Genomic DNA, 24,079 nt, shown 5'->3' with positions numbered 1-24,079 from the left:
TAAAACCAATACCTTATCTGCTAGGATAACGGTACGATGCATATTCCGCAACCACTTCTTTCCAAGCCTTGAAAAAGAAAAGACTGTGATCAACCGCCTGACAGCAGCTAATCACAGCCTTCCATCCTCTAGTTGCGCTTGTTCACCAGGAATAGATCGCCGAATGCCCTCTCGTCCTTATAGCCAATACCGCTGTTGTATTCCATCCAGCCCTTGCGGCCCTGGCCGTCGTTATCATTCACCAGCAGCGAAAACTTCAGTTGCAAGCCTTCGGAAGGTGCCGTCACTCCAAGCTCGGACCATGGCAGAGCGATCTCATAAATCGTCTGCTCCCCGGAGCGGTTAATGCCAGCCTTCATCGCAGGGATGTCTCCCGGCTTGAAAGGCTGCGGTGCAAGCCAGCGGAAGGTGGATGCCGAGCCGCCTTCGCGAAGCGCAGCTCCAAGCTCGTGAACGCCTTGCGGAGCCCCAGTCTTCTCGTCCAGCTTGAGGGAGAACTGCACACTGTCCCCCAAGTAGATGCCGAAGCCCGATTCCTGCTGCACATGATGGTCATCCTTCATCTCCAAGGCCAGGTACACATAATCCTCGTCCCATGATACATAACCCTGACCGCTCAGATCGCTTGCGCCCCCATACTCCTGCATAAGCACTTGGGATTCTCGATTCAGCGGGAACGGATTATCAAGATGCCAATCCTCCAGCGAGCCGTCGATCGTCAGCGGCTCCTCTCTCTTCTCGGCCGCATACACGTGTGTTCTGAGCGGCGTTTCCTGAAGTCTGGCGCCCGACGGATTCTCATAGTTAATTGTCGGAGGGTCTTCCGAATAAAAGGGCAGGTTCACCTCTTTGTTCCCGCCCGGCTGAAGCGTCTCCAGCTCGAAAACCTCATCTTGGGTGCCATCCGCATTCTGATAGCGCAGGACAACCCTTCCTTGCAGCGGCCTTGGATGCTTGTTCTCGATTGCTAGGCGAGTGTAGATTTGGCGTTCATCCGAATTGTAATAGACCGTTCGCTCATAACTTAGCCGTTCCTTCACCTTCACATATAACGTGAGCGGCCATTCGGCCTTGCCGCTGTTCTGCTCCGCCCACATCAGGATGGGATAAAGCCCCGAGGCTGTATCCTCCGGTACGGTGATGGCTACATCGGTATCAGCACCTGCGGAGTAGCCGGTTTGGCCCGCCAGCTCCCACCCCTCCGGCAGCTCCGCCCTCAGACTGCCCGCAGCATCCATAGCAGCCGGTTGTCTCCACAAGGTCAGCTTGGCTTCATCTCCGGCGGACACGGCCAGCTCCGTCTGCTCCGGCAAAAAGATCTGCTTTGGAGCGGAGATCGCATTTCTTAGAAAATAAACGGTAGATTGCACAACCTGCCCCCACACTTTCGGGTCTTGATAGCTGTGCCCGCCTCCTTCCATCGTAATGAACTGGCGATAGACTTGGGCAGCTTCCAGCATGTTGAACAGCTGGACGCTCTCCTGATAAGGCACCATCGCATCCGCTGTACCGTGAATAATAAGCGTGGAAGGATAGCCATTCTGAATCTCGCCTCTGAAGAGCGGACCATACATGTCAATAACGGCGAATAGTCCAGGTCCATCCTCTGCAGCCTCATACCGGCTTGCGAAGGTAACCGCAAGCTGTCCGCCAGCGGAATCGCCGCCGACAGCCGTCAAGCGCGTATCGATCCGGTAAGTCTCCTTATTCTGCTGAAGCCATGATAGAGCATCTCCCATGTCCTCTATCGCATCCGCGATGGTTCCTTTCATATCCGTCTGCGGGTTGGCACGCAATCGATAGTTGGCCGATGCCACCACATAGCCGCGGCTGGCCCATTCCTTGGCGATCGCTTCCGCATCCCGCTTATCGCCGGAGTTGAAGCCGCCGCCATGAATGAACAGGATTAACGGCCTTGCCCCCAGCTCCTCTTGATTCGGTTCATAAAGATCCAGCGCCAATGATTCCTGCTTCCCAAGCTCGTTCGCCTTCGAGACATAGACCAAATCTCTGTGCGTCTTTACTTGATAGGCAGGTTCCAACAGCCAGTCTTCATGCTTGGCAATACCTGGCGTACCCGATTCCTGCGGTTTCATTGCCCCTTCCCCTCCATCGCCGCGATCGGCACTTCCCAGCGAGCCTAATACAACGGCTAAGACAATGACTGCCGAAAGCCCTAATACAGCCAAATAGACTTTTTTAGTCCGCAACGCTCATTCCTCCTCAACCTTTTTAATCGAGTGCTGACGCCCTTATTATTTCAAAAGCGGGAAGGTGAATGAAGTTGTTAAACTATGCAAGTTATGCCCATTATTACCTTCTTCCAAAGAATTGCTGCCCATAGCTTCCCCTCACCTGACTGCTCAAAAAAAGGCCGCGGCCGATCACTTGTCGTGAACAGCAGCAGCCCTCAAGCCTCATTTATTCCCAGTAAGGTATGCCAGTAAAAAGAAAATGCTCCCCGTCTACATAATGCCGGAACTCCCTGTGTGCCAGCTTATCGATGTGGTCCGGCAGCCATTCGGAGGCATCTGGCAGCCCGAGCCAGAAGTTCATCGTCTCCAGCTGCGCGGCAACCATGAAGCCTTCCAATCTCTCCAGATGCCGCCCCGGCAGCGGAAAATGATTGGCATAAGCCTCTAACAAACCCGCTCTAAGCACGGGATGAATATACGAGAATGACCAGCCGAGATCGAATAAGTAATACCCGAAGCCGCATGCGCCAAAATCAATCGGCCGGCACTCTCCGCCACCGAACAACAAGTTGCTTGGAATCAAATCTGCATGAATAATACCCCAATAATTCAGCGTTCGATCGAGCGTATCCATCATAGCAAGCACGCGCTTCCCCGCTTCTTCAAGCAGCTCTGTATTCGCTTGCGAAATTCGTCCTTCTCCAGACCATAACTGGATTTTGCCAAGAGCTTGTTTAATGCGCGAACCGTCAAAGGAAGGCCTTGTGAAAGACGCCGGAGGCCTCCAACCAGAGGCTTGCTTGTGCAGCTTCCCCATCATTCGGCCGATTTGCCCGGCTTCTTCGACCGTAGCGATGTACGGCTTCTGCTCTCCTTCCACCCATCCAAGCAGCGTCCATGTCCTGCCGCCTGATTCCGTGACATATTCTCCGCTGCTGTTCTTGCGCGGCACAGGTACGACCACATCCGTCCCGCCGGATAACGCCTGCAGCCACTCAAGCTCAGAGGAGACCACATGAGGCTCACTCCATATCGGGTCCATACTCTCGCTCCTCGATGCATGAAGGCGCAAGCTATATCGGCTCTGCTGTACATCCGTCACCTTAAACACCATATTGGCGCTTTGCCCCACAAGCTCTACCTTGTCCGGTTGAATCGCATAATGCGTTAATGCCTCCATCGCAATAGTCAAATGATCCTCATCCATCGACATTCCCCCTCCTTATTGCAATCCTCTATCTTAATTGTACTGGATTGCGCCACAGTTTTCTGGGAAGGAATGGTTATATTCGTTTTTTGTTAGAGACTCATTTTGGATTATAATCGTCCCCTATGATCAGCTGCCCATCGCCCTCCAGAAATACATATCCCTCTCATCCACCGTAAATGAACATCGCTTTCTGCTTTAGAAAGATGCAGAGCTTGCTAGGTAAAGAGATCGGCAAACCTTGGGAGCAGTTAAAAAGGGCCTGCGCATCTTGGCGCAAGCCCATCGAATATCCATTATTGAGCCATCCTAGCGTTCAATAATTAAGGATATGTAATTTCCTTCGTCCCTCTGCACAGCTCTGGCAAAGATTCGGCCACGCATACACAATCCTCGAAGCCCAAATTTCCGGAATGCGCCACCATCGGTTCCAAGCTATTCTTAGGAGCCAATAGCCTCTGCTGATAATGGATATGCAGTATAGCCTGTCAGTCTATGGTTCGAATAGCTGCATCTATGCTCCAAGCAATCCCCGTTCAATATAGCGGGCAAATAGTACGGGATCAACTCCGTTATCCCAAGATTTCGCTCGGACAAAATCCAGTCGATAGACTTCCAATCCAGGATGCCCTCGCTGATTTTGACGGGAGTCGGATAGACGTAATCTTCCGGAAGCTCAGCTACAAAAACGTACATGCCGCCTGTTGATAGGCCGTCAGATTCCCAGCTCACCACACCTCTATACTGGGCGTCAGGCAGCTGGATTCCTGTCTCTTCGAACGTCTCTCGCAAGACACAGGCTAGCGGCGACTCGCCCGGCTCGAACTTCCCGCCCACTCCATTCCACAATCCTTTTGTCGGAGCCTTCTCTCTATTTAATAGCAACAAGCTGCCGCCTCGTCTGATGAAGCAAATGGTGTATGGATACACTTGAATGTCACTTCCCATATTTTGTCCTATTCTCTTATCATACTACAAAGAACGAATGTTCTCATCCTATCAATCAAAAAACCACCCATAAGTGCGGCTTCTCAATCCGGCTACTGACGGACATCCAACTGATATAGATGAATCTTGTCCCGGTAATTAGAAGAAAAATACACGTAGCCATCGGCATAGACAAGCTCGTCCCCGATATTCAGTCTGGCACCTTCAAGCGATTCAGGTCCCTTCAACACTTTGCCTTCAGGTGTAACGATCATATAATAGGTCGTATCGTATACCAATGTATCGTTCGAGTTATACTTCATATTTTCCCACATGACCAGTACGCGGTTCTGATCGAGCCCAACAACCTTCGGATGGGCCGCATTGTTCATCTTCATATCCTTATAGTCGGTCAGCCACACGACACCTTCATTCTTGGCATCATAGGATCGCCCGTACACATCGACATGGAATTCGGCAGTCTCGCCTTGGGACAAAATCGGCATTGCCGTATTCTCGGAGTCCTTCGCAATCAATTGCAAAAATAAGTTCCTCGATTCATTATGACTCGAGCTGGCCGACTCCGGTGTCATGGTCCGTTCCGCCGCTCCAAGAAGCACGTAGCCTTGATCCGTTACCGCAAGTCCGCCCAGCTCTGCAAAGGTCAACTGGTAGATCGCTTTGCCCATCTTGAAGCTGAATGGCACAAGCTGGCTTTTGCTTTGATTATCAGAATTGATCTTTTGCAACATAAGGCCCCGCTGGTAGACGTCGCCCCGATCAACGAACAAGATATCGCTGCCGTCGAAAGCCAGGTGCTGATCAAAGGAATGGCTTGCATACGGAATCGGCAGTTCTACTTTGCTCATCGTGTCGGCATTAACATACAGCGCAGTAGAGGATTGATGATTCAGCCCGTCTGGCGATTGGAACATCGTTCTGCCGAAGAAAGCGACGACGAGACCATTATGCACCTTGATGGTTGCATTCGCATAATCGAACGGAACCTTGGTGCCCATGAAGGACTGCTCGCTTCCTGTGTATGACACTTCCCCCAGCTTCTCGCCTTGCGCGCTGTACTTGGTTATTTTTACACTGGCGCTAGAGCCTTGAGATTCCTCCAGCGAACGTCCCCAGAGCACGTAATAACGGCCCTGCTCATCCAGCGCCATGCCTCCGAAGAGCGGATACTCCTTGGCAATCGATTGCTTGCCCAACAGCTTCATCGACGAATCATATTTTGAGAGGGTCAGCTTGCCATTGTCCGCTTGCTCAGCTGCCGCTACATAGATATAGCCATCAGAGCCAACCCTCGTTACCACCGAAGGCGCGACGTTATCATAGGATTGCAGAAACTGAGTGTCTATATCAATGTTCGATTCCACATCATGCGTGACATCTTCCACAATAGAACGATTTGCATGAGGGTATTCGAATTTCTTTTCTAAATAGATCGACTTGGTGCCCGGATCCCATTCGATATCCGTATTCGTATATTCAGCCACTTGTCTGACAGGCAAGAAGGTTGTGTTATTAATGGAGTAGGCATCAATTGATTTGGCCACCAGCTTGCCGTCTACATTCAAATTGACCTTAATCGACTTCAGCTTGACCAGGCTCGTCGTTTCATAAGCATACACGTAGTTGTCTGCGGCCTTTTTCCCGCTATGCTGTCCGTCAATAATAATGGTAGCCGTAGAGGACTCATACTTTACATTTTTGTTCAGCGCCTCCGCTACTTTGCGCACCGGTAAGTAGGTGACGCCATTCAGCACGAACGGAAACTGGGTCGTCTCCTCATACGTCAAGTGCTGCGTATAATTATAGAAGACTTCAATACCGCCAAACTTAATCCACTGTTTTTCTTCCGTCTTGCTTGCGGCAGACGATAAGCCGCTCCAGGACGTGCTGATGATGACACCTGCCATAGCGGCAGCCAACAATTTCTTGAACATATAAGTCTCCTTTACGCATGATCGCTAGTCGGATATGAAGCATCTTCCATTATGCCACCATAATCCTAGATCGATCAATAGAAATGTGAGACTTTAAGACTATGGGATTGATCGGTTAATAGGCTCTGTTACAGCTGGTACGTACGAGTAACCCGGAAGCCGTAGAAGCTGTATACAAGGGTCAGCTGCTGCAAAACATCATCATCCAGCACCAGACGTACACCGTAGTGAATCGGCTTTCCCTCTTTTTTCTTTATTGACTCTACCTTTTGCGCCGTAGTTAAATCAGGTTGAACCACCGTATCTTCCAACGAAAAAAAATGAATTCCTTCATTATCTGTTCCGATTTGAACAAACTGTCCTGTATCGATGCTAATACCTATCGTCGTCTCTTCATGTGGCTTCCCGTTAAGCATCACTTCATGCAGCTTAATAGCAGTACGGCTTGAATTTGTCAGATGAAAGACAATCTCTTCACTTCCATCGCTATAGGACATCGTGCTATTGCCATTAAGCTTCAGAGGCTCGCTCCAATAGATATAAGACAGGCCTCCGCTAATAAGCAGGGTCAAACATAGGATAGCGCTAACGATGTACACCGATCTTTTCATACGCAAATCGACTGCCTCCATTCATGAAGACCTAACTTGGATCGCCCTTTTCCTTCGATCTCCCGCGCAAGCTGCGAGGCACCGAAATAAGGAGATACACAATGACAATGTTCAAAAATAAGCTCAATGGATTGAGGCTTAACGATGCCAGCAGATTGGTCTGCCAATGGTTATAGATCGTCAGGAATGAAAACGGAAACCCCACCTCTATCCATCCGTTCTCGACCGCTCGGAAAGGATACACATAAGCCAGAATGACTACAAGCCATGCGGATAAGTTCACCGCTCTCCAATCGATTGGTTTCGGCTTCCTATTCATGGAATATCATCTCTCTCCCATTATAGAGTACGGCAGAATCACTTATACCGAGCTAAACGCAAACATGATTACCGCCTCGCACACCAGATCCCCGTTCACGGTAGCGACACCTTTGCCCTTCACAATCGGCCCCTTGACCCGCGTCACGTCAAATGCGAGCTGGAGCTGGTCTCCCGGCTTGACCTGCCGCTTGAAACGGCATTGATCAATCCCCGTGAACAAGCCAAGCTTATTCCCGCTCTCGCCATCCGACATGGCGATGCCCCCGACCTGTGCCAGCGCTTCTACGATCAGAACGCCCGGCATAACCGGATAACCCGGAAAATGTCCTGAAAAATAAGGCTCGTTGATCGTCACATTTTTAATGCAGACAGCTCTCTTCCCCTCATCCAGCTCCACGATACGATCGACCAGCAGAAACGGATATCTATGTGGAATGCGTTCCCCAATTTGTTCCGTGTTAAGCATGATAGCCTCCTTAAAAGGGTTTATGTTCATATTAATGTTTTTTGGAAAAAATGACCACAACTAAGGCTTGGGCTGCAGCAACAAAAAAGCCGGCAGCCGCTTCAAGAGCGGACACTGCCGGCCAGTTCGCTTATGAATGAAGGGGCAATTGGCGCTCCCTCAATGCTTCAAGCGAATTTCTTCTTTGATGTGAACGGCAAGCTCACGAACGTCTCTGGACCCGAGATCGCCTTCTCCCCGTTTCCTTACCGACACAGTAGAAGAGCTCAGCTCATTCTCGCCCAGCACAATCATATAAGGGACTTTCTTCAGCTGTGCCTCGCGGATTTTGTACCCCAGCTTCTCGCTGCGGCTGTCAATAGCCGCACGGATGCCTGCTTCCTCGAACACTTTCTTCACCTGCAGGGCATAGTCGACATACTTATCGGATACCGGAAGCAGCTTCACTTGCACAGGCGCGAGCCAAAGCGGGAATGCCCCGGCATAATGCTCGGTCAGGATACCGATGAAGCGGTCCACCGACCCGTACACCGCGCGGTGAATGACGACCGGACGATGCTTGCGGCTGTCCTCGCCGATATAGGAGAGGTCGAATTTCTCCGGCATTTGGAAATCCAGCTGAATCGTGCCGCACTGCCAGCTTCTCTTTAGCGCATCCAGTATATGAAAGTCGATCTTAGGTCCGTAAAACGCCCCATCGCCCTCATTCAGCCGGTATGCGACACCGCGGCGCTCCAGCACATTCTGCAGTGCCTGCTCCGCTTCGTTCCACAGCTCATCGGAGCCCATCGAATCCTCCGGCCTTGTTGACAGCTCGATGCGATATTCGAAGCCGAAGATACGATAAACCTGATCAATCAGCTCCATGACCTGACTGATTTCTTCCTCGATCTGCTCCCGCATCACGAACAAATGAGCGTCATCCTGGCAAAATGTCCTTACCCGCATCATGCCGCTCAGCGCGCCGGAATATTCATGCCGATGCACTTGTCCGTACTCGAACATGCGAATTGGCAGCTCGCGGTAGGATCGCAGGCTATTCCCATAGATCAGCATATGGCCCGGACAGTTCATCGGCTTAAGCGCATGCTTCGCCTCATCGACCTGGGCGAAATACATGTTGTCCTTGTAATGGTCCCAGTGTCCCGAGTTCTCCCATATTTGTTGATTCATCATAAGCGGCGTGCGTACCTCTACATAATCGCGCTTAAGCTGCAGCTCCCGGGAGAAATTCTCCAGCTCTGTGCGAATCGTCATTCCATTGGGCAAATAAAACGGCATCCCCGGCGCCTCCTCGGAGAACATGAACAGCTCCAGCTCCTTGCCCAGCTTGCGGTGATCGCGCTGCTTCGCTTCTTCCAGCAGCCGCAAGTGCTCATCCAGCTCCGCTTTTCTCAGGAAAGCTGTGCCGTAGACGCGCTGCAGCATTTTGTTGTTCGAATCGCCGCGCCAATATGCGCCTGCGACGCTTTGCAGCTTGAAGGCTTTGATACGCCCAGTGGAGGGAAGATGTGGCCCTCTGCACAGATCTACAAATTCTCCCTGCTCGTAGATGCTAATCTCCGAATCCTCAGGCAAATTGCGAATCAGCTCCAGCTTCAGCGGTTCATTCCATCCTTCGAATAACCGAATCGCCTCATCCCTGCTGACAGCCTCGCGCACAATGAGAAGATTCTCGCTTACGATACGCTCCATCTCCCGCTCAATTGCTTGCAAGTCGTCGCTGGACAAAGGCTTCTCGATATCCATATCGTAGTAGAAACCGTCCGCAATGACGGGACCGATCCCGAGCTTCACATTCTGTTCGCCAAAAATCCGTTTGATCGCTTGAGCCATCACATGCGCTGTGCTGTGCCGATATACGTCCAGCCCTTCCGGGCTATCCAGTGTTATGATTTCCACGAGGCTGTCATGTTCGATCGCGTGACTTAGATCTACAAGCCTGCCGTTTACGATTCCGGCGACAGCATTCTTTTTCAGTCCAGTACTAATCGACTCGGCCAATTGCATGACGGTGGTGCCTTGCTCACACCTCCTGACTGTCTGATCTGCCAACGTTACCTTGATCTCCATAACCCTTGCCTCCATTTCCATTATTTTTGTGAACGCAAAAAAACGCACGATCCCGTAAGGGACGAGTGCGTTCAGCTCGTGGTTCCACCCTAGTTCAACCTGCATATGGTCATCTGCGGCTGTTCTCCGCAGTCAGTTGCAAGGTCCTCTGGTATCCGGTAACGGGGATAAGGCGGTGATCGCTTACTGCTTGTGAAGAACAGATTCACAAGGTTCAACGACACAGCTACAAAGCGGTAATCTCTCGTCCGTGGCAGAAGAAGCTTCCAGCAATCGCTTCTCTCTCTGGGCAACCCGTGATGGAGATCTTGTCTTTGATCAATGCCATGTATGAAGTTATGCCCTTGATCGTACATAATCGCAATGGGAAAGTCAATATGCTGGTTGGAAAGAAAGGATGAATGCTGCCGCTCAAGCTTTTACATGTATGATACAAGCCTCATATGGCCACTGCCTTATTCTTATTACCATACAAGAAAAATAATCCAAGGGAGATCATTGTTAATCCCAGGGCAATTGCGAGTTTAATCCAAAAATCCTCATTCACTACCCAAGAAGCGGAAAACGCATTGATTAACGCATGAAAGAAGATGCATAGCCAGATGCTTCCGCTGATCCGGTAGATGACAGCAAGCGCAAATGACATCCCTACAATCGAAATACAGAATAGTCCAAAACTCCAATTAGATTGACTAGTACCCGGGATGAAAAATAACGGCAAATGCCACAGTGCCCAGATGCAAGAAGTCAATAAAGTTGAGGTGATAAAGCTAAAGCGTGTTTCCAGAAAAGGCTGCAGGATATGCCGCCAACCTAACTCCTCTAATCCGCCCCCAATAATCATCACAGGAATGGACAGGATAGCTATGTAGATCGGGAAATCATTTGTGATCCCGCCCATAAGCGCCGGGATTCCAAAATAAGCAGCCGTCAGGATCAAAACGAGCATGTACATCGGAAAAGGTTGTTTTAATGCAAAAGCTGTCTTGATAAAAGCTTTAAATCCGCTTACCTTGCCATGCTTCTTTAATATGAAATAAGCCACGATTGGAGGTGCATTGCCTCCAAGAATGAAGATAGTCATACCTAACGGCGTATCTTTGCCGAACCATTCGAGTGAAGATGCGAGTATCAGACTCCCCCAAGTCAAAAGTGTCATAAGGTAGGTAAATAAAATGAATTGCATGGCCATCTTATGGTCATTAGTTTGCACAATCCCTGCCTCCAAACTTGTTCCGTTAGAACTAAAGTTTTATCATTCATGCTATCACCACACCAGTATAAATGACTGAGAGTACCGCCACATTCCTCCAGAGATGTAACCTCGATCAGTCTTGAGATGGATATGAGCAGCCAACACAACAACAAGCAGGGAGCCCGGAGGCTTTCTGCTTGCATCTATTTGAAACTTTTCAGGATCGGAATGAGCTATCTCCACGCATGAAATAGAACCGGCTCTCCCAGCGCATAAGCGAAGCGTACGCCTGAGTGCCATACCCTTGAAAAACTCTTACGACGCTGGCTTCATTACGAGCCTGAACACGTTTGGGCAGAGGCATATTCATCCTTTCATTCAAAAAATCCAGCCAGACGATCTCGGATACAATGTCCTCCTTGTTCAATCCCGCTTCCTTTGTATTTATTTTAAACGTACATGTTTCTGATCATTGATTGAACCAAATAGATTTCCAATCCAGATCACAATGCAGCAGCACTCGCAGAGCGGCAACCTTTAACTGAGCCACTGTATCTTCGATATCCGCTTGAGTATCCATTTTAAACACTCCGGCCATCTTGGTCCCTTCCTCACACGCTTAGCTGTATTGATCGCAACCCAAGATTTTCGTGACAAGAAAGGGAATATTTTTCTTTAATTCATTTTGAACGGCGCACAGATTGCTGACAGGAGCGATTTGCGAAAATAAGCAATTTTCCGCCAGTTAATTTCTCTTTTTCCGAGCAGCCCGCCCCTTTATGATTAGGAATGACCAAAGCAATCCAAATCCATGTGCGGGGTGAACACCCAATGAGACCTGTTATTCAGCTTTTGCATTTTGGCTATCACCAGGCGATGAGCTGCATCTTTCCTGTTGCAATCTTCGGAACCTTGGCTGTATCTACACTCATAGATATCCCTTTCATTCCACGATATGATGCCATACTGCTGATTCTGCTTGGCGTGCAGTATCTCATGTACCGCAGCGGGCTGGAGACGCTGGATGAGATCAAGGTCATCTGTCTGTTCCACGTTATCGGGTTAGCGCTGGAGCTGTATAAGGTGCATATGGGGTCGTGGGCATACCCGGACCCTGGATTTACGAAGCTGTTCGGTGTCCCGCTCTATAGCGGATTTATGTATGCCAGCGTGGCAAGTTTTATGTGCCAAATATGGCGGAGACTGCGAATGGATATGACAGGCTGGCCCGGATTTGCGCCTTCGATGCTGCTGGGCGGAGCTATTTACCTGAACTTTTTCACCCATCACTTTATTCCCGATTTTCGCTGGTGGCTGACGGGGCTGGTATTCATCGTATTCTGGAAAACGCGGATTATCTACCGGGTACGGGATGCGACTTACCGCATGCCTCTGTCGATCGCCTTTGTCATAGTAGGCTTCTTCATCTGGCTGGCCGAAAATATCGCCACCTTCTTCAACGCCTGGAAGTATCCCGATCAGCACGAAACCTGGCAGCTCGTCAACTTCAGCAAGATCAGCTCATGGTTTCTACTCGTCATCATAAGCGTAATCATCGTCGCGCAGCTCAAGCATGTGAAGGCGAGCCAAACGAAAACTGCAGGTTAGCAAAAATCTCGGAGTACATGTATGTTGTACGCCGAGATTTTCAGCTTTCTTGTTTCTATTGATCATATACCGAAAGGAATAACTGATCCATCTGATGGAATATGTGCGATCACATCGTTCGGTTGACTACGGCAACATTACGACCTCATAGTCGGAATCATTCGTTTCATTTGCCAAGTGCAGCGGCACTTTTAAGGCGGTCTCAACGACTTAATTCGCTCCACCAAGTTGAGCCCGCGCTTTTAAAGCTTTCCACCGACTTATCGCGTGCCCCCCAATCAAGCGTTAGCTTTCCGGGAATGGATAGGATTTGCTCCATCACGCTTCGCTCCCCTCAACCTTCGCTCCGAGTGGCAACTGCCCACTATAACCTTTATACTTGGCTTGTATCCTCTACCATTTTATAGCTAGTTTCTGGAATCGACTACTTGTAATCTACCACTCTATCAAATTCATATACGAGGTGACCGATCATGAGTGAAATCTGGCAGGCTTCTATACAAGGCGTTCCTTGGGATGCGGAAAAAATGATTCATGCGGTTAAGCATCTGCGAAACCGGGCAACCGTCAGCTTCAGGGTTGGCGCGGACACGCTGGAGGATCTGGTTGAGCTGGATGCACGGGTGTTCGCCAAGCGGCCCGATCTAATCCTGTACCTATCGGCAATGGACGATAAGACCCGCTATACGGATGAACTTCTGAAGACGCTTGCGTCCTTGAAGCATGTTGCCGCCTTGCGGCTGGATCTTCGTGAGCCGCAAGACTTGTCCGCGCTTGGGACGATGACGCAATTGCAATTCCTCAATCTCAGCTCGCCCAAAAAGCCGTTAGAGCTGGCCTTTATCCAAAGGTGCAAACAGCTAGCCTATCTTGAGCTGCACGGCAAATTCAAGGACTTGTCTCCGATTGCCGAGTGCATTCGCCTGGAGACGCTTGTACTAAACTGCTCCATAGACCAGTTGGACTTCGTAAACGAACTTCCGCTCATCAAATATCTGGCCATCGACAGCTGCGATTTAAAGGGACCGCTCGAGGTACTGGCTCCTTCCCATGTCAGCATGCTGAGACTGTCCTCGGTGCGCAATCTAACGGATATCGAGCCGCTCGGCAAGCTGCGCAACTTGGAGTTCCTGCATATATCGCTGCCCAAGGTTGAGCGCTTGTGCGACTTCTCTAAGCTGGGCAACCTTCGGCAGCTGGAGCTGGATTATATGAAAGCTCTGCGTGACATTCAGAATCTTTGGACGGCAAAACGGCTCGAATCTCTAATGTTGAAAGAGATCAATACGGCGATTAAGGCGGACGCCTTTGAACCCTTGAAGGATATGCAGCGGCTTCGTCAGATAGACTTTCGTTTCATCGATTCCGGCAAGAAGCGTAATGCGGCCCTAAGCTCGCAATTGGAACAGGCAGGCAAGGGCCATCTCCTGTATGACCATATCCCGGACAGCGAGCGCGTACACTCCATGGCAATCGAGCATCTGACCCCGATTTTGACTTAAAACAAACCGGACAGACTCTGCAATGATGTATTCCTTCACTTGCTTCTGATGACGCACCGCATGCCTCCAGTGACGGCATTCCATTCAGTATTAGTGCCGGGATCGGCATAGGAAGCCTCTCGCACGATCAACAGACAGGATGTCATTCAGACGATTAATACTGCACGCTGCTAAAGCCGGGCTGATACCAGTTCCACCAGTCGGTCTCCCCCAGTGCGGGACGGGTGACATGCTCATGCTGGCGCAGCTTCAGCAGTTCCTTCGTTGGGCCGGTGACAATCAGGCCGTAGCTTCTCGCGCCATGCTCGCTCACATATTCGATCCGCTCCTGAAGCTTGGGATCGGCGTAAACAATTTTGCGCACCCAGCGCTCATTCTTCTGCAGCTCCTGAAGGCCCCGCAAGAATGCCTGCTCCTTGGCCGGACCATCGCCCCATACCTGAAGCCCGCTGCTGTAATCGGCATATCGTAGCATCAAGTCGCTGCTCATGCCCCACAGCTCCCCGCTCCAGCCGCTCAAGAAGTTGCCCTGCCTTGCGCCAGCCTGCTCAAGCCCAGTATCGAAGGCATACCAGACAAGATCCATGTCATAATTCTGGAACATGCCATAGATTTCATCCAGTGAATAAGCTGCATCTAGCGAGATGGCAAGCTCGGATACCGTGCCTTCCGGCAGCATCTCCAGCGCCTGCCATACTTCGTTATCTCTTTCCCGCTCATATTGACGCTCCTCATCCGTAAGCGTCCCCGGAGCTTCCGGGTATGCAAAGTAGAGATTGCTCTGATAGCCGCCGCCGAACCATTCGCGCTTCACATTCAACAGATTGAATCGCATATCCCCATGTAGGATGCCGTACAGCTCTTGCTGTTTCCCAACCTGCTTGCTCATCTTGTATTCCATGGAAAGGTTCAAGTAGAGTCCAGCATTGACCCCGCCGCTGTTCACATTCAGATTGGGCACCGTCATGCCGACAGCCGTGCCCAATACCTTGGGCAGCCGTTCGCTGGTGCTGGACGAGCCGCCCAGGCCATAGAGCAACCCGGTCATAATGCCGGACAGAACAGACAGAAGGATGAAGGCAGCCAGCAGATTGACCGCTGTGCTGACGCGGTTTTTCCACTTGGCTCTTCTCATCCAGCGCTGCTGCTTGCCTTCTGATGGGACTGTCTGCCCAGACGGTGCAGAAGGAACAAGGGGCGTCTGAGCAGCCATAGCCTGGTCCAGTCTTTCCTGACATGCCGGACATTGCTCCAGATGCGCCTCAGCCATTTGCTCTTCCTCCGGTGCGCAGTCTCCTCTCAGGTAGCGGTCCCAGAGCGGCTCCATCTCTTTGCATAATCGGTCAGTCATAGGTTATCCCCTCCTCCGTAGGTTTGCTTGATTAGACGCCGCAGCTCCTCGCGTCCGCGATGAATGTTAATTTTGACACTGGAGATCGACAAGCCTGTAATATCGGCAATCTCCTGGTAGGATAGCTGATAATGGTCGCGCAGCAGCACAACATGCCGCTTATTGATTGAGAGCTTCCCCAGCATGCTTAGCCAGCTCTCGGCCGCTTCGCGCGCCAGCGCCTCTTGCTCAGCGCTTCGTGCCGTATCGCCGGAGGCAACGGTCTGCTCCATCCATGCAGGCTCATAAGGCGTGCTTCGCCGCTCCTTGCGCTGCCAGTCGATAAAGGCGTGATAAGCGACTTTGAACAGCCAGGGTTTTATCCGCTCGTTGTCGTAGCTCTCCAGATAGACATATGCTTTGTAGAAGGTATCCTGCATCAGATCCTCGGCAACCTGGGGGCTGGCGGCGAGGGAGCACAGGTAACGGTACAATTCCTGTCCGTATCGGCGATAAATATGATCCAGCTCGTGTGTATCGACCGTGCATCCCCCTTCCTGCTAGCTCTTGGCGCCATGCTCTGCTCTATTCACGTTTCAGGAAGGAATAAGTTACAATCCTGATTTTTTAAGCTTGAAAAAAATTTATTTCTGAAGCTGTCGATTTTGTCTTTCCTCATTCGTTGTCTTCATAGAGGCTGGTTAACAACAGTCAAACCAATGAATGAGAGGATGTTAAGTAAAATGGCAAAGTACACTACTTATATTGTATCGGAGAACGCAAGAGCTCAAGCTGAGTTTTACACTTATGCATTTGGAGGAGAAATTTTGTCCGTCATGACGCATGGGCAGCTTCCAGGCGCAGCGGAAGAGCTTAAGGACAAGGTCGTCAACTTGAGCCTGGTAGCCGGTGGCATTCACTTCATGATGTCCGATTCCGTATTCGAGCCAGTCATTTGTGGGAATTCCATAAACCTGTCCTTCGAGTTTGCAACGGAAGCCGAAGCCCGGGATGTCTTCGACAAGCTTGCTGAAGGCGGCATTGTGAAGTGTCCGCTGGAGCCGGCATTCTGGGGTGCCTTGTACGGACAAGTCGAAGATAAATACGGTGTACCGTGGATGATTACCACTGCAGGGCCTACTGCATAAACACAAAATGACCCGCTGAGGGTCGCTATCTCCAAAGTATCCATCTTACGGGGCACCGTTCAGGGAAGGACGCAAGGCCATTTTCATTGGCCGTACACTGCCGAAAAAAAAGGAGAACCGGTTACCCGTGTTCTCCTTTGTCGGCCCATTCTCTGCTCAATTCCTCAAGCGTAGCGCTGAGATGATTGAAATACATCATAAACGGCTCCAGACCAGTGCCTGTGCCATCCCTCAAGCGCACCAGCATCGATTGTACCTCCGCTTCCAGCTCTATCAATTCGGCGCTAATCGCTCCGGCCTCCGAAACGGGCGCCGCCAATTGCTTCACATCGACCACTCTTGCGGGGAATAACGGGAAGTTGTATTGGGTCAAGCGGGCCAGCTTGCAGCCCATTCGATCCACGGCCGCCCTGAGGAATGCGCGCTCGCTTGCGGGCGCGTATTGCCAATAATCCTCTAAAGCCGCTTCATCGCGATCGTCCCAGGCGCATCGCGCGAACAGATAGCTGTTGTAGCCTTGCGCCCACTTCCATGAGTATCCGTCGCCAGCACCGGAGCCCGGGACAACCAAATTGACAATGGAGTCGATGCCTAGCTGCTTGAACAGCGCCATGTCATCATAGATTCGACCCGGAAGAGCAGGGAATAACGGACTTAACATAAAGTGGTCGCTGTAATATTCAAATACGCACATATTTCTATTTTTTTCGGCCGCTGTTTTCGTCCAGCGTTTTAAAGCTCTGACGGCTCTCGCATCCTCAGCGCGGCTGTCCTTATAGGACCATTGTTTGCTGTAGTCTCTTCCCCAGTAGGCGAACAGGACATCGCTGCGGTCCGATGCCTCCACTCCGTCAAGCAGCTCAAGCATATCCCAGGACAAGCCCGCATTATATGCGATATGCTCTACTTCAATCTCTATGCCGGCTGCGCCCAAAGCTTCTTTGATCCGCTCTGTAAACCGGATATAGCCGGATAGAAACCTTTTTTTCTCCGCCTCGTTATCGGCAATTGCCGCATCCTCCGGCCACAACGATAGCCGGGCCAGCTGCGGAACCTTCCCGCAGTATTGCACAATACCAGCTATTACACCGGGCTGCCAGCTCAAGTCGGAATAATCCAGCTGCTTCTTCTCCATGAGCTCCGGCATAAAAAACGTCATGCTGTGGCCGCCTAGCGTCAATGCAATGCCGCGCTTGGCCAGCTCGGGAGCCAGCGCCGAACCAAGCTCCTCCCATAGCATAAACGTCATAAACAGCTCATTGATACGGTTTTTGGCGAGCCAATCGACCACCGCCAGCAAATAAGGTTCGTCTTTCAGGTTCTCATACACAAACCCTCTGCGCCGCATGGACGGAATTTGAATGGCAGACCTATCCGCTTTGCAAGCTTGCTCCCGCTCCAAGCTGTAGGCCTGCCGCGAGACATGAACGGCCGCTTCTCCCGGATAGATCCATTCGAGCTGGAATTCTTCTTTGCAATAGGCATATACCGCATACAAGGCCGCCCGCTCGTTGTGCCCGGCTAGAATAATAACGTCTTCCCCGCGCAAAATGACATAGGCGTCATCCGGGTACGTATATTCCGCATGCTCCTGATCGCCTTCCGCTTCCCTTTGCCACGGCCATACCGGCTTTGCCGCCGCTGGATCGAACGGGACAGCCGACAAGTGCCGCTCGCAATCGCTCCAGGTTCCAATAATCCACTGCTTGGAGGTGGCAGCCGATTCCTCCGCATAGGACTCGCTAACCGCTTGCAGCTCTTCGCTTGCAAAGTTTAATACCGGATGCTCTCTCAGCTGCCTGATCGCAAGCTTCCCCATCATGAATCACTCCGTATCGCTTGATGAGACCGGCCGAAATGGATCGGACTGCGATCTCAGCATTCCTTTGTATATTCCGGGCTCCGAGCCTTCAATGACAACGGCGCCCGATGACTTGGCATAAAAGTCCACCGGACCGGCGCCGCCGATAATAGCGTAGCCGTACCCGTCCAGACGCATTAAATGCAGCGTATAGAGATACAGCATTTTGCCGATCCCTTTGCCGCGCTCAGCCTCGTCGACGCCGGTTGGACCGAAATAGCCTTTGGCGGTAGCGTCATAACAAGCGAAACCCCTCAGCTTTCCTTCTTCAACCGCCACAATGCAAGTAATGGGACTCCGGGCGAACGCTACCTCGCATTCGCTCGCCCAGCCTGGGCGGAACCGCTCCTTGACCCACTGTGTCACCACATGCTTCTCCGGACCAATCGCCCTGCGAATCACAACGCCCGTTCGCCGCTCGAATGCGTCCATCGGCTCAGGGTGAGGCAAATCGTACAATTTAACCAGCATATCAGCCATGATGGCATTCCTCCTTCTTTCCCTATTTTAGCTCCACAGCTCCATTATATGGGGTAATGCGGGACAAAGCCCGCATTACCCGCAAACGATTATTTTTCAAGCAAATTCAATACCGCTTGCACGGCCTCCGCCCGCGTCAGATTCGCTTGCGGCGCAAATTTATCGTTGCCGCGTCCGCGCACCAGACCGAGATTTTGAGCGGCCGATACGGCATCGGCAGCCCAAGGGCTGATGGCATCCTGATCCGCAAAGCCGCCGCCTGCCGCGGAAGCCCTGCCGCTGCCGCGCTTGTATTCATAGGCCCGGTAAAGAATAACAGCCATTTGCTCCCTTGTAACCGCAGCTCCCGGGGCAAAGGTATTGCCGCTTGTTCCGCTCACGATGCCTGCCTGGTACGCCGCCTCAACCTCCGCCGCGTACCAGCTGTCGGACGCCACGTCCTCGAAGCGGGCTGGACTCGCTTCAGCCGCTCCCAATCCCAACGCCCGAACGACGAACGATACAAACTCCGCTCTTGTCGTCACTTTCTCAGGCGCAAACCGATTCTCGCTCACGCCCTCAGCCATCAGCATCGCCGTCAATTTCTTGACCGCTTGGGAAGCCCAGTGGCCGGACGGCATATCCGAAAACGACTTGTCGAATGCCAGGACCGCATAGCGTCCGGATGCCGGCACTTCCGCAACTATGCGGCCGTCTCTGATCGTTCCGCCGATGTAGGACAGAACCCCGTTATCATCTACGCGATAGACGCCCGTTGCATCCGGGTCGAAATCGCCCTCAAAGGCGAGCGTCACCGGCTTAGCGAGTCGCTCCGGCTGCTTCTCCCCGCCTTCTTGGCCGACAACGGACAGAAGAATGCTGCGGATATCGCTTCGCGCCGCAACGGCTGCCGCGTACCGATCCGATGCGGCGCGCGCAAGCGACTCCGCGTCTTGTTCGGTTGCCCGCTCAAAGGACACTTTGATCCGCGCCCCCGTCATGCCTTCCGCCAGCTGCTTCAATTGCTCCAGCACTTCCGCCGGAACGTCAATGGCATAATCCCCGCCGTCCAGCCTGATCGCCCGATTGCCGGCCAGTTCGCCCGCATTAATCGGCAGCAGCGCGTGGTCCGCATTCGGGGCCAGCTTGACTGCAATCTCGCCCTGGGCGTTCGGACGAAGCTCATTCTCGGATACGATCTGCCTTCCTTCATTCGCCGATTCAGCAGGCCCGGATGGCTCAGACGGCCCTGGTGTGACCGGAGGGTTCGGATTTCCTGCTCCCGGTCTGTCCTTCAGACGCGCAGCTTCATTCCAATACAGGGTATAATCCAGCCTGGATTTGCCGTCTGCGCCGGTAACCTGAATCCGCGTTTTTTCGTCCGCTTTCACCACTTCGACCGCAACCGTCGCGCCCTGCTGGGTCGGAGCTGCCTCAATCGCCGACTCGGACGTCAGTTTCTTGACATAGCTGGTAACTCCGGTCGAGAATTCCGCAAACGGCTTGCCGTCTATCGTCACGGCACGCAAGGTCGCGTCGGTCTCGGGCACCGGGATTTTCACTAAAGTCGTGCCTGCATCCGGCGCATAATAGATGGAACCGTCCAGACCGATCGTCATGTCGTTGGTGAATGTGCTGTCAATTACCTTGTATTGCAGAGTTTCCGGATCAATGACAGTCAGTTGACGGGACAATGTCGTGTACAGCATGCCGTCCGGGCTCCATCTCAAATGATACGGCTTCCATTTGCTGGAGTTGTAGAGGCTTGGACGAATCATCTTGCTCTTCACGACTTCCTTGCTTTCAACATCCATCGCAAAGACAGTGCCATCAACCGCGCCCCATAAGAGGCCGTCAGGACCGAACGAGAGATCACCGATCATCTTCGGTGTTTCATCCATGCCTGGAATGTCCGGCGTAAATTCGGCTACTTTCCGGCCCTTTGCCACATCCCATACAAAGATTTTGGCTGCCTCCTGCGTCGGTGAGATGCCAAGGCCGCCCCATACGGTCGTGCCCCCGTACAACAGGCCGTCCTTGTAAGCCAGCCCGATAATCGCCTGGTCCTCGACCACATCATTGTATTGCGTCCATTTGTCCTGCCGCTCGTCGTAGACGGCAAGCACCCCGCCAAGCATACCGTAGTCGGCTACCGTGCCAACATACAGCTTGCCTCCGCCCGATGCAATCGCGAACGGACGGTCCTGATGATGTCCGATGTCATAAGCCAGCACCGGATTGTTGCCCATCTCGGCTGGCTTGCGCGGATCGTATTTATACATCATCGCTCCGACATAAGTGCCGTAATAGACATGATCGTTCAGGAACCCAATTCCTTCGGGTTGGGCGAAAGCCGCGATATTGACATTCATCTCATTGGTGAACGGGTTGTAGACACTCATTCCCCGTTGATAGCCGCCCAAATAGATTCGTCCGTCCATCGGACCGCTTTCGAGCGCTTGAATCCGTACATATTGAGGCGCAATGTCCAAATCTACAAATTGAATAGTGTTGTCCTTCGGATTATAGTGCCAGTACTCGCCATATTGCGTAATCATGGCCAGCACCGTGTCTCCCGCGCTGCTGCCTTCCTTGAGCGTGATCCACGTCATATCCTTCACGCGCAGCGTATCCGGTAGAGGGAACGGAAGCGATATCTTGACCGACTTGTTTTGCTCTAGATCGTATTTGTACAGCTCGCTGCCGTTCTTGTAATAGATCTCGTTCGCATGATCCGGATTCGGTTCCGATATCATATTGCTGTATTGGAACTCTCCGACAACCTCATACGTGTCCAAATCCATGACGACCATATTGATCGTGCTGACCGATGCGAACAGCTTATCCTTCACCACGAAGACATCCGCCATCGTGCCGACATTACCGCTGTATCCCTTAATCGGAATCTCGGTTTTTTCGCCCGTTTCGCGATGAATTTTGTACAGATGGACATTGGCTCCAAGTGCGGCATAAATATATTCCCCATGCACCGCAATGCCCCGGACGTAGTCCATGCCGTCCATGACACCGCCGTAGTTTTTGTATGTGCCGGAGGCGATATCATATTCGAACACTTTGCCCGAGCCTTTATCCTCGAAGGTCGCTCCGTAAATCTTGCCGTCGGAGGACGCCTCCAAATCCCAGACCCAGCTGTCGGCCGGATTGACCCCTAGCGGCTCAATCCGCTTCTCTTCAGGAAGATAGCGATACAGCAGCCCGTCTCCCGTTGCGGCAAAATAAACATTTTTATCCGATCCGACTGTCATGGCCCACATCGCTTCCGAATTCGGAATCAGCTCCGAAAACTTGAGTTCCCCTGTCTCGGCATCGAGGACCGAGAATGGGCCTGGCAGACCGTTGGAGTGGAAATAAACCTCATTTTCTCCCAGACTGTTCGTTTGAATTTGCCCCGCCTGGCCCAGATTGACGCTTACCATGTCGCCAAGATGAATCGGCTCCTGATAGACGCGGTCCAGCGGCTCTTCTTTGGGCAGGATTTCAAATGAAACGTCGTCGAAATAGGCTTCCGTAAGACTCACGCCTCCCGAGTACAACGCCACTCTGGCATAGGCCGCATCCTGCGGAGCGTCCGTCTGCGTGCTCATCCGCGTCCATTGATTCGTTCCCAGCGAATTGGAGCTGAACAGCTCCGACTTCACGCCGACCTGAGCATCGTTGGCATCAAAATAATAGGTCTCCAGCACAATATTATGCGATTGGCTGATAACGTTTACATAAGCGCCGGCAATATAGGTCTCACCGCCTTCTATCCGGAAAGCGTCGCTAATGGCCCGCAGTCCAAGCCCCGTATCGCGATCGGCAAAATAAAGGCTGTTCGAGCCGCTTCTGACCCGCTCCGCGCTAAGCTCGAGCACCCCCTCCGTACCGGATCCGACACTCCAATGCGTAATCTTGCCGTTCGCTGACGGCAGCTCAAAACCAGGATTCTGAATTTCATCCGGCAAGTCAACCGGTGTCCCGCCGCCCGCTTCCGTTATATACAAGTCGTCAAAGTAAGCCTCCGTCAAGCTCGGAATGCCGGAATTGATTAGAAGCCGCACCTTGGTTGCGCCGGCCGGCACCGTGAACGGCACCTCCATTATCGACCATTGCTTGGCGGACAGCTGGGCTGCGGAAAAGTTAAGGAAAGTCGGGCTGCCCACCGCTGTTCCCAGATCATTCTCAAAATGAACTTCCAGGCCTATGCTATGGGTTTGATTCACGACGTACACATAGGCTCCGGCTACATATTCGGCCCCCTCGTTCACATCCAGCGGATCGCTATGCGCCTGAGTTCGCGCGGCGTTCGACTGATCGGCGAAATAAAGGCTGTATTTGCCGCCTCGAACCGGACTGGCCCCCAGCTCCAGCACCCCTGTCGTCGGCGCCTTCAGGCTCCATCCGGGAATGCCGGCAGACACCGGCTCCAGCTCAAAGTCCAGATTCCGCACAGGCTCGCCGGGTCCCTCCGGCTGTTCCGGCTCCTCTGGCTGCTCCTGTTCCTCCGGTGTGCCAGGCAAGCTGACCGTTTCGATCGACACATCGTCGAAGTAAGCCTCTGTATGTGTAGCCGCTTTGCCGGAATTGAATCTCAATTCGACCTTGGCGGCATTGTCCGGCACCGTAAATGGAACAACCAGCTCATTCCAGTCATTAAGCGCCAATGTGCCTTTCGCAAAATTTTTGAAGGTCGCCGGCGTAACCGGCTTATTGTCAGCAGCAAAGAAATGAATTTCGTATCCAATGCTATGCGATTGGTTGATCACATAAGCCCACGCCTTGGCGTTATAGACGCCTCCCGGTACGACATCAATTTTCTCGCTCGCTGCCTGCAATTGTTCCTGATTGGTCGGATTATTGAAATGCATGCTTTTTTGTCCGGTACGCACAAATTCGGAGCTTGGGGCCACAAAGCTTATTTCATTTGTTGTAACCAGCCGCCAGCCCGCAAGCTTGCCGGACTCCTCCTCCATTTCGAAGCCGGGATTGACAATGACCGGATTCGCATCCTCTGCGGACCCGGCGAACACCTGCATAGACGACATAGAGAAAACCAGTGAAAACGAAAGAATGACGCAAAACCATCGTTCCATTAAACCTTTCTTCATTAGAATGCACCCCGTTAATTGAAGTTTGTTATTCCCATGAACCAGGCAAAGAGCTTAGAAACGAATCATGCATCCACCTCCCCGGATTAGTCAGAGCCGTCTATCATTGGCAG

18 protein-coding genes are annotated in these 24,079 nt (G+C 52.0%); 3 read left to right on the top strand and 15 right to left on the bottom strand.

Annotated elements, in window-relative coordinates:
* Nucleotides 1-128 precede the first annotated feature (128 nt).
* The 10 genes from D3P07_RS10260 to D3P07_RS27495 all read right to left on the bottom strand — a co-directional run bounded on the left by D3P07_RS10260 (nt 129) and on the right by D3P07_RS27495 (nt 11,548).
* The gene (locus D3P07_RS10260) at nt 129-2,210 is read right to left on the bottom strand and encodes an alpha/beta hydrolase fold domain-containing protein (RefSeq protein WP_119800136.1); all 2,082 of its coding nucleotides are present in this window, start codon (nt 2,208-2,210) and stop codon (nt 129-131) included.
* Nucleotides 2,211-2,421: 211 nt separating this feature from the next.
* Complete coding sequence (locus tag D3P07_RS10255) at nt 2,422-3,402, bottom strand: phosphotransferase enzyme family protein (RefSeq protein WP_119800135.1); 981 nt, start codon at nt 3,400-3,402, stop codon at nt 2,422-2,424.
* Between the two features lie 441 nt (nt 3,403-3,843).
* Nucleotides 3,844-4,332, bottom strand: coding sequence for an NUDIX hydrolase (locus D3P07_RS10250; RefSeq protein ID WP_119800784.1), 489 nt, complete (start codon nt 4,330-4,332; stop codon nt 3,844-3,846).
* A gap of 110 nt (nt 4,333-4,442) precedes the next feature.
* Nucleotides 4,443-6,284 carry a copper amine oxidase N-terminal domain-containing protein gene (locus tag D3P07_RS10245; protein WP_119800134.1) on the bottom strand — a complete coding sequence of 614 codons (1,842 nt, stop codon included), beginning with the start codon at nt 6,282-6,284 and terminating at the stop codon, nt 4,443-4,445.
* 128 nt (nt 6,285-6,412) lie between these two features.
* Nucleotides 6,413-6,901, bottom strand: coding sequence for a hypothetical protein (locus D3P07_RS10240; protein WP_119800133.1), 489 nt, complete (start codon nt 6,899-6,901; stop codon nt 6,413-6,415).
* A gap of 25 nt (nt 6,902-6,926) precedes the next feature.
* Complete coding sequence (locus tag D3P07_RS10235; protein ID WP_119800132.1) at nt 6,927-7,214, bottom strand: hypothetical protein; 288 nt, start codon at nt 7,212-7,214, stop codon at nt 6,927-6,929.
* A 42-nt stretch (nt 7,215-7,256) separates the two neighbouring features.
* Nucleotides 7,257-7,682: a 3-hydroxyacyl-ACP dehydratase FabZ gene (fabZ, locus tag D3P07_RS10230; RefSeq protein WP_119800131.1), complete on the bottom strand. Its 426-nt coding sequence runs from the start codon at nt 7,680-7,682 to the stop codon at nt 7,257-7,259.
* Between the two features lie 159 nt (nt 7,683-7,841).
* On the bottom strand, nt 7,842-9,755 hold the full coding sequence (gene thrS / locus D3P07_RS10225; protein ID WP_119800130.1) for a threonine--tRNA ligase: 1,914 nt from the start codon (nt 9,753-9,755) through the stop codon (nt 7,842-7,844).
* Nucleotides 9,756-10,194: 439 nt separating this feature from the next.
* A complete protein-coding gene (locus D3P07_RS10220) occupies nt 10,195-10,968 on the bottom strand; it encodes a CPBP family intramembrane glutamic endopeptidase (protein ID WP_119800129.1) in 774 nt (257 codons plus the stop codon).
* A 451-nt stretch (nt 10,969-11,419) separates the two neighbouring features.
* On the bottom strand, nt 11,420-11,548 hold the full coding sequence (locus tag D3P07_RS27495; protein WP_259391430.1) for a hypothetical protein: 129 nt from the start codon (nt 11,546-11,548) through the stop codon (nt 11,420-11,422).
* A gap of 233 nt (nt 11,549-11,781) precedes the next feature.
* On the opposite strand from D3P07_RS27495, the gene D3P07_RS10210 reads away from it, so the two are divergent.
* Nucleotides 11,782-12,558 carry a DUF817 domain-containing protein gene (locus D3P07_RS10210; RefSeq protein WP_119800127.1) on the top strand — a complete coding sequence of 259 codons (777 nt, stop codon included), beginning with the start codon at nt 11,782-11,784 and terminating at the stop codon, nt 12,556-12,558.
* A 473-nt stretch (nt 12,559-13,031) separates the two neighbouring features.
* Complete coding sequence (locus D3P07_RS10205; RefSeq protein WP_119800126.1) at nt 13,032-14,060, top strand: leucine-rich repeat domain-containing protein; 1,029 nt, start codon at nt 13,032-13,034, stop codon at nt 14,058-14,060.
* A gap of 154 nt (nt 14,061-14,214) precedes the next feature.
* Here D3P07_RS10205 and D3P07_RS10200 read toward each other — a convergent pair whose 3' ends face one another.
* Nucleotides 14,215-15,411: an anti sigma factor C-terminal domain-containing protein gene (locus D3P07_RS10200; RefSeq protein ID WP_119800125.1), complete on the bottom strand. Its 1,197-nt coding sequence runs from the start codon at nt 15,409-15,411 to the stop codon at nt 14,215-14,217.
* Complete coding sequence (locus D3P07_RS10195) at nt 15,408-15,908, bottom strand: sigma-70 family RNA polymerase sigma factor (protein WP_259391486.1); 501 nt, start codon at nt 15,906-15,908, stop codon at nt 15,408-15,410. The genes D3P07_RS10200 and D3P07_RS10195 overlap by 4 nt, the downstream gene beginning before the upstream one ends.
* 225 nt (nt 15,909-16,133) lie before the next feature.
* Between D3P07_RS10195 and D3P07_RS10190 the strand changes: the two genes are divergently transcribed.
* Nucleotides 16,134-16,538, top strand: a complete 405-nt coding sequence (locus tag D3P07_RS10190; protein ID WP_119800123.1) for a VOC family protein — start codon at nt 16,134-16,136, stop codon at nt 16,536-16,538.
* A 121-nt stretch (nt 16,539-16,659) separates the two neighbouring features.
* On the opposite strand, the gene D3P07_RS10185 is transcribed toward D3P07_RS10190, so the two are convergent.
* The 3 genes from D3P07_RS10185 to D3P07_RS10175 all read right to left on the bottom strand — a co-directional run bounded on the left by D3P07_RS10185 (nt 16,660) and on the right by D3P07_RS10175 (nt 23,966).
* Nucleotides 16,660-18,360 (bottom strand): hypothetical protein, encoded by a 1,701-nt coding sequence (locus D3P07_RS10185; protein ID WP_147384503.1) that lies wholly within the window; start codon nt 18,358-18,360, stop codon nt 16,660-16,662.
* Between the two features lie 3 nt (nt 18,361-18,363).
* Nucleotides 18,364-18,879 (bottom strand): GNAT family N-acetyltransferase, encoded by a 516-nt coding sequence (locus tag D3P07_RS10180; RefSeq protein ID WP_119800121.1) that lies wholly within the window; start codon nt 18,877-18,879, stop codon nt 18,364-18,366.
* Nucleotides 18,880-18,968: 89 nt separating this feature from the next.
* Nucleotides 18,969-23,966 (bottom strand): S-layer homology domain-containing protein, encoded by a 4,998-nt coding sequence (locus tag D3P07_RS10175; RefSeq protein WP_119800120.1) that lies wholly within the window; start codon nt 23,964-23,966, stop codon nt 18,969-18,971.
* Nucleotides 23,967-24,079 lie beyond the last annotated feature (113 nt).

The organism is Paenibacillus sp. 1011MAR3C5, from assembly GCF_003591485.1.
Classification (GTDB): Bacteria; Bacillota; Bacilli; order Paenibacillales; family Paenibacillaceae; genus Pristimantibacillus.
Note: the sequence above shows the minus strand (reverse complement) of the source record. Positions and strands in the feature narration are given on the sequence as shown.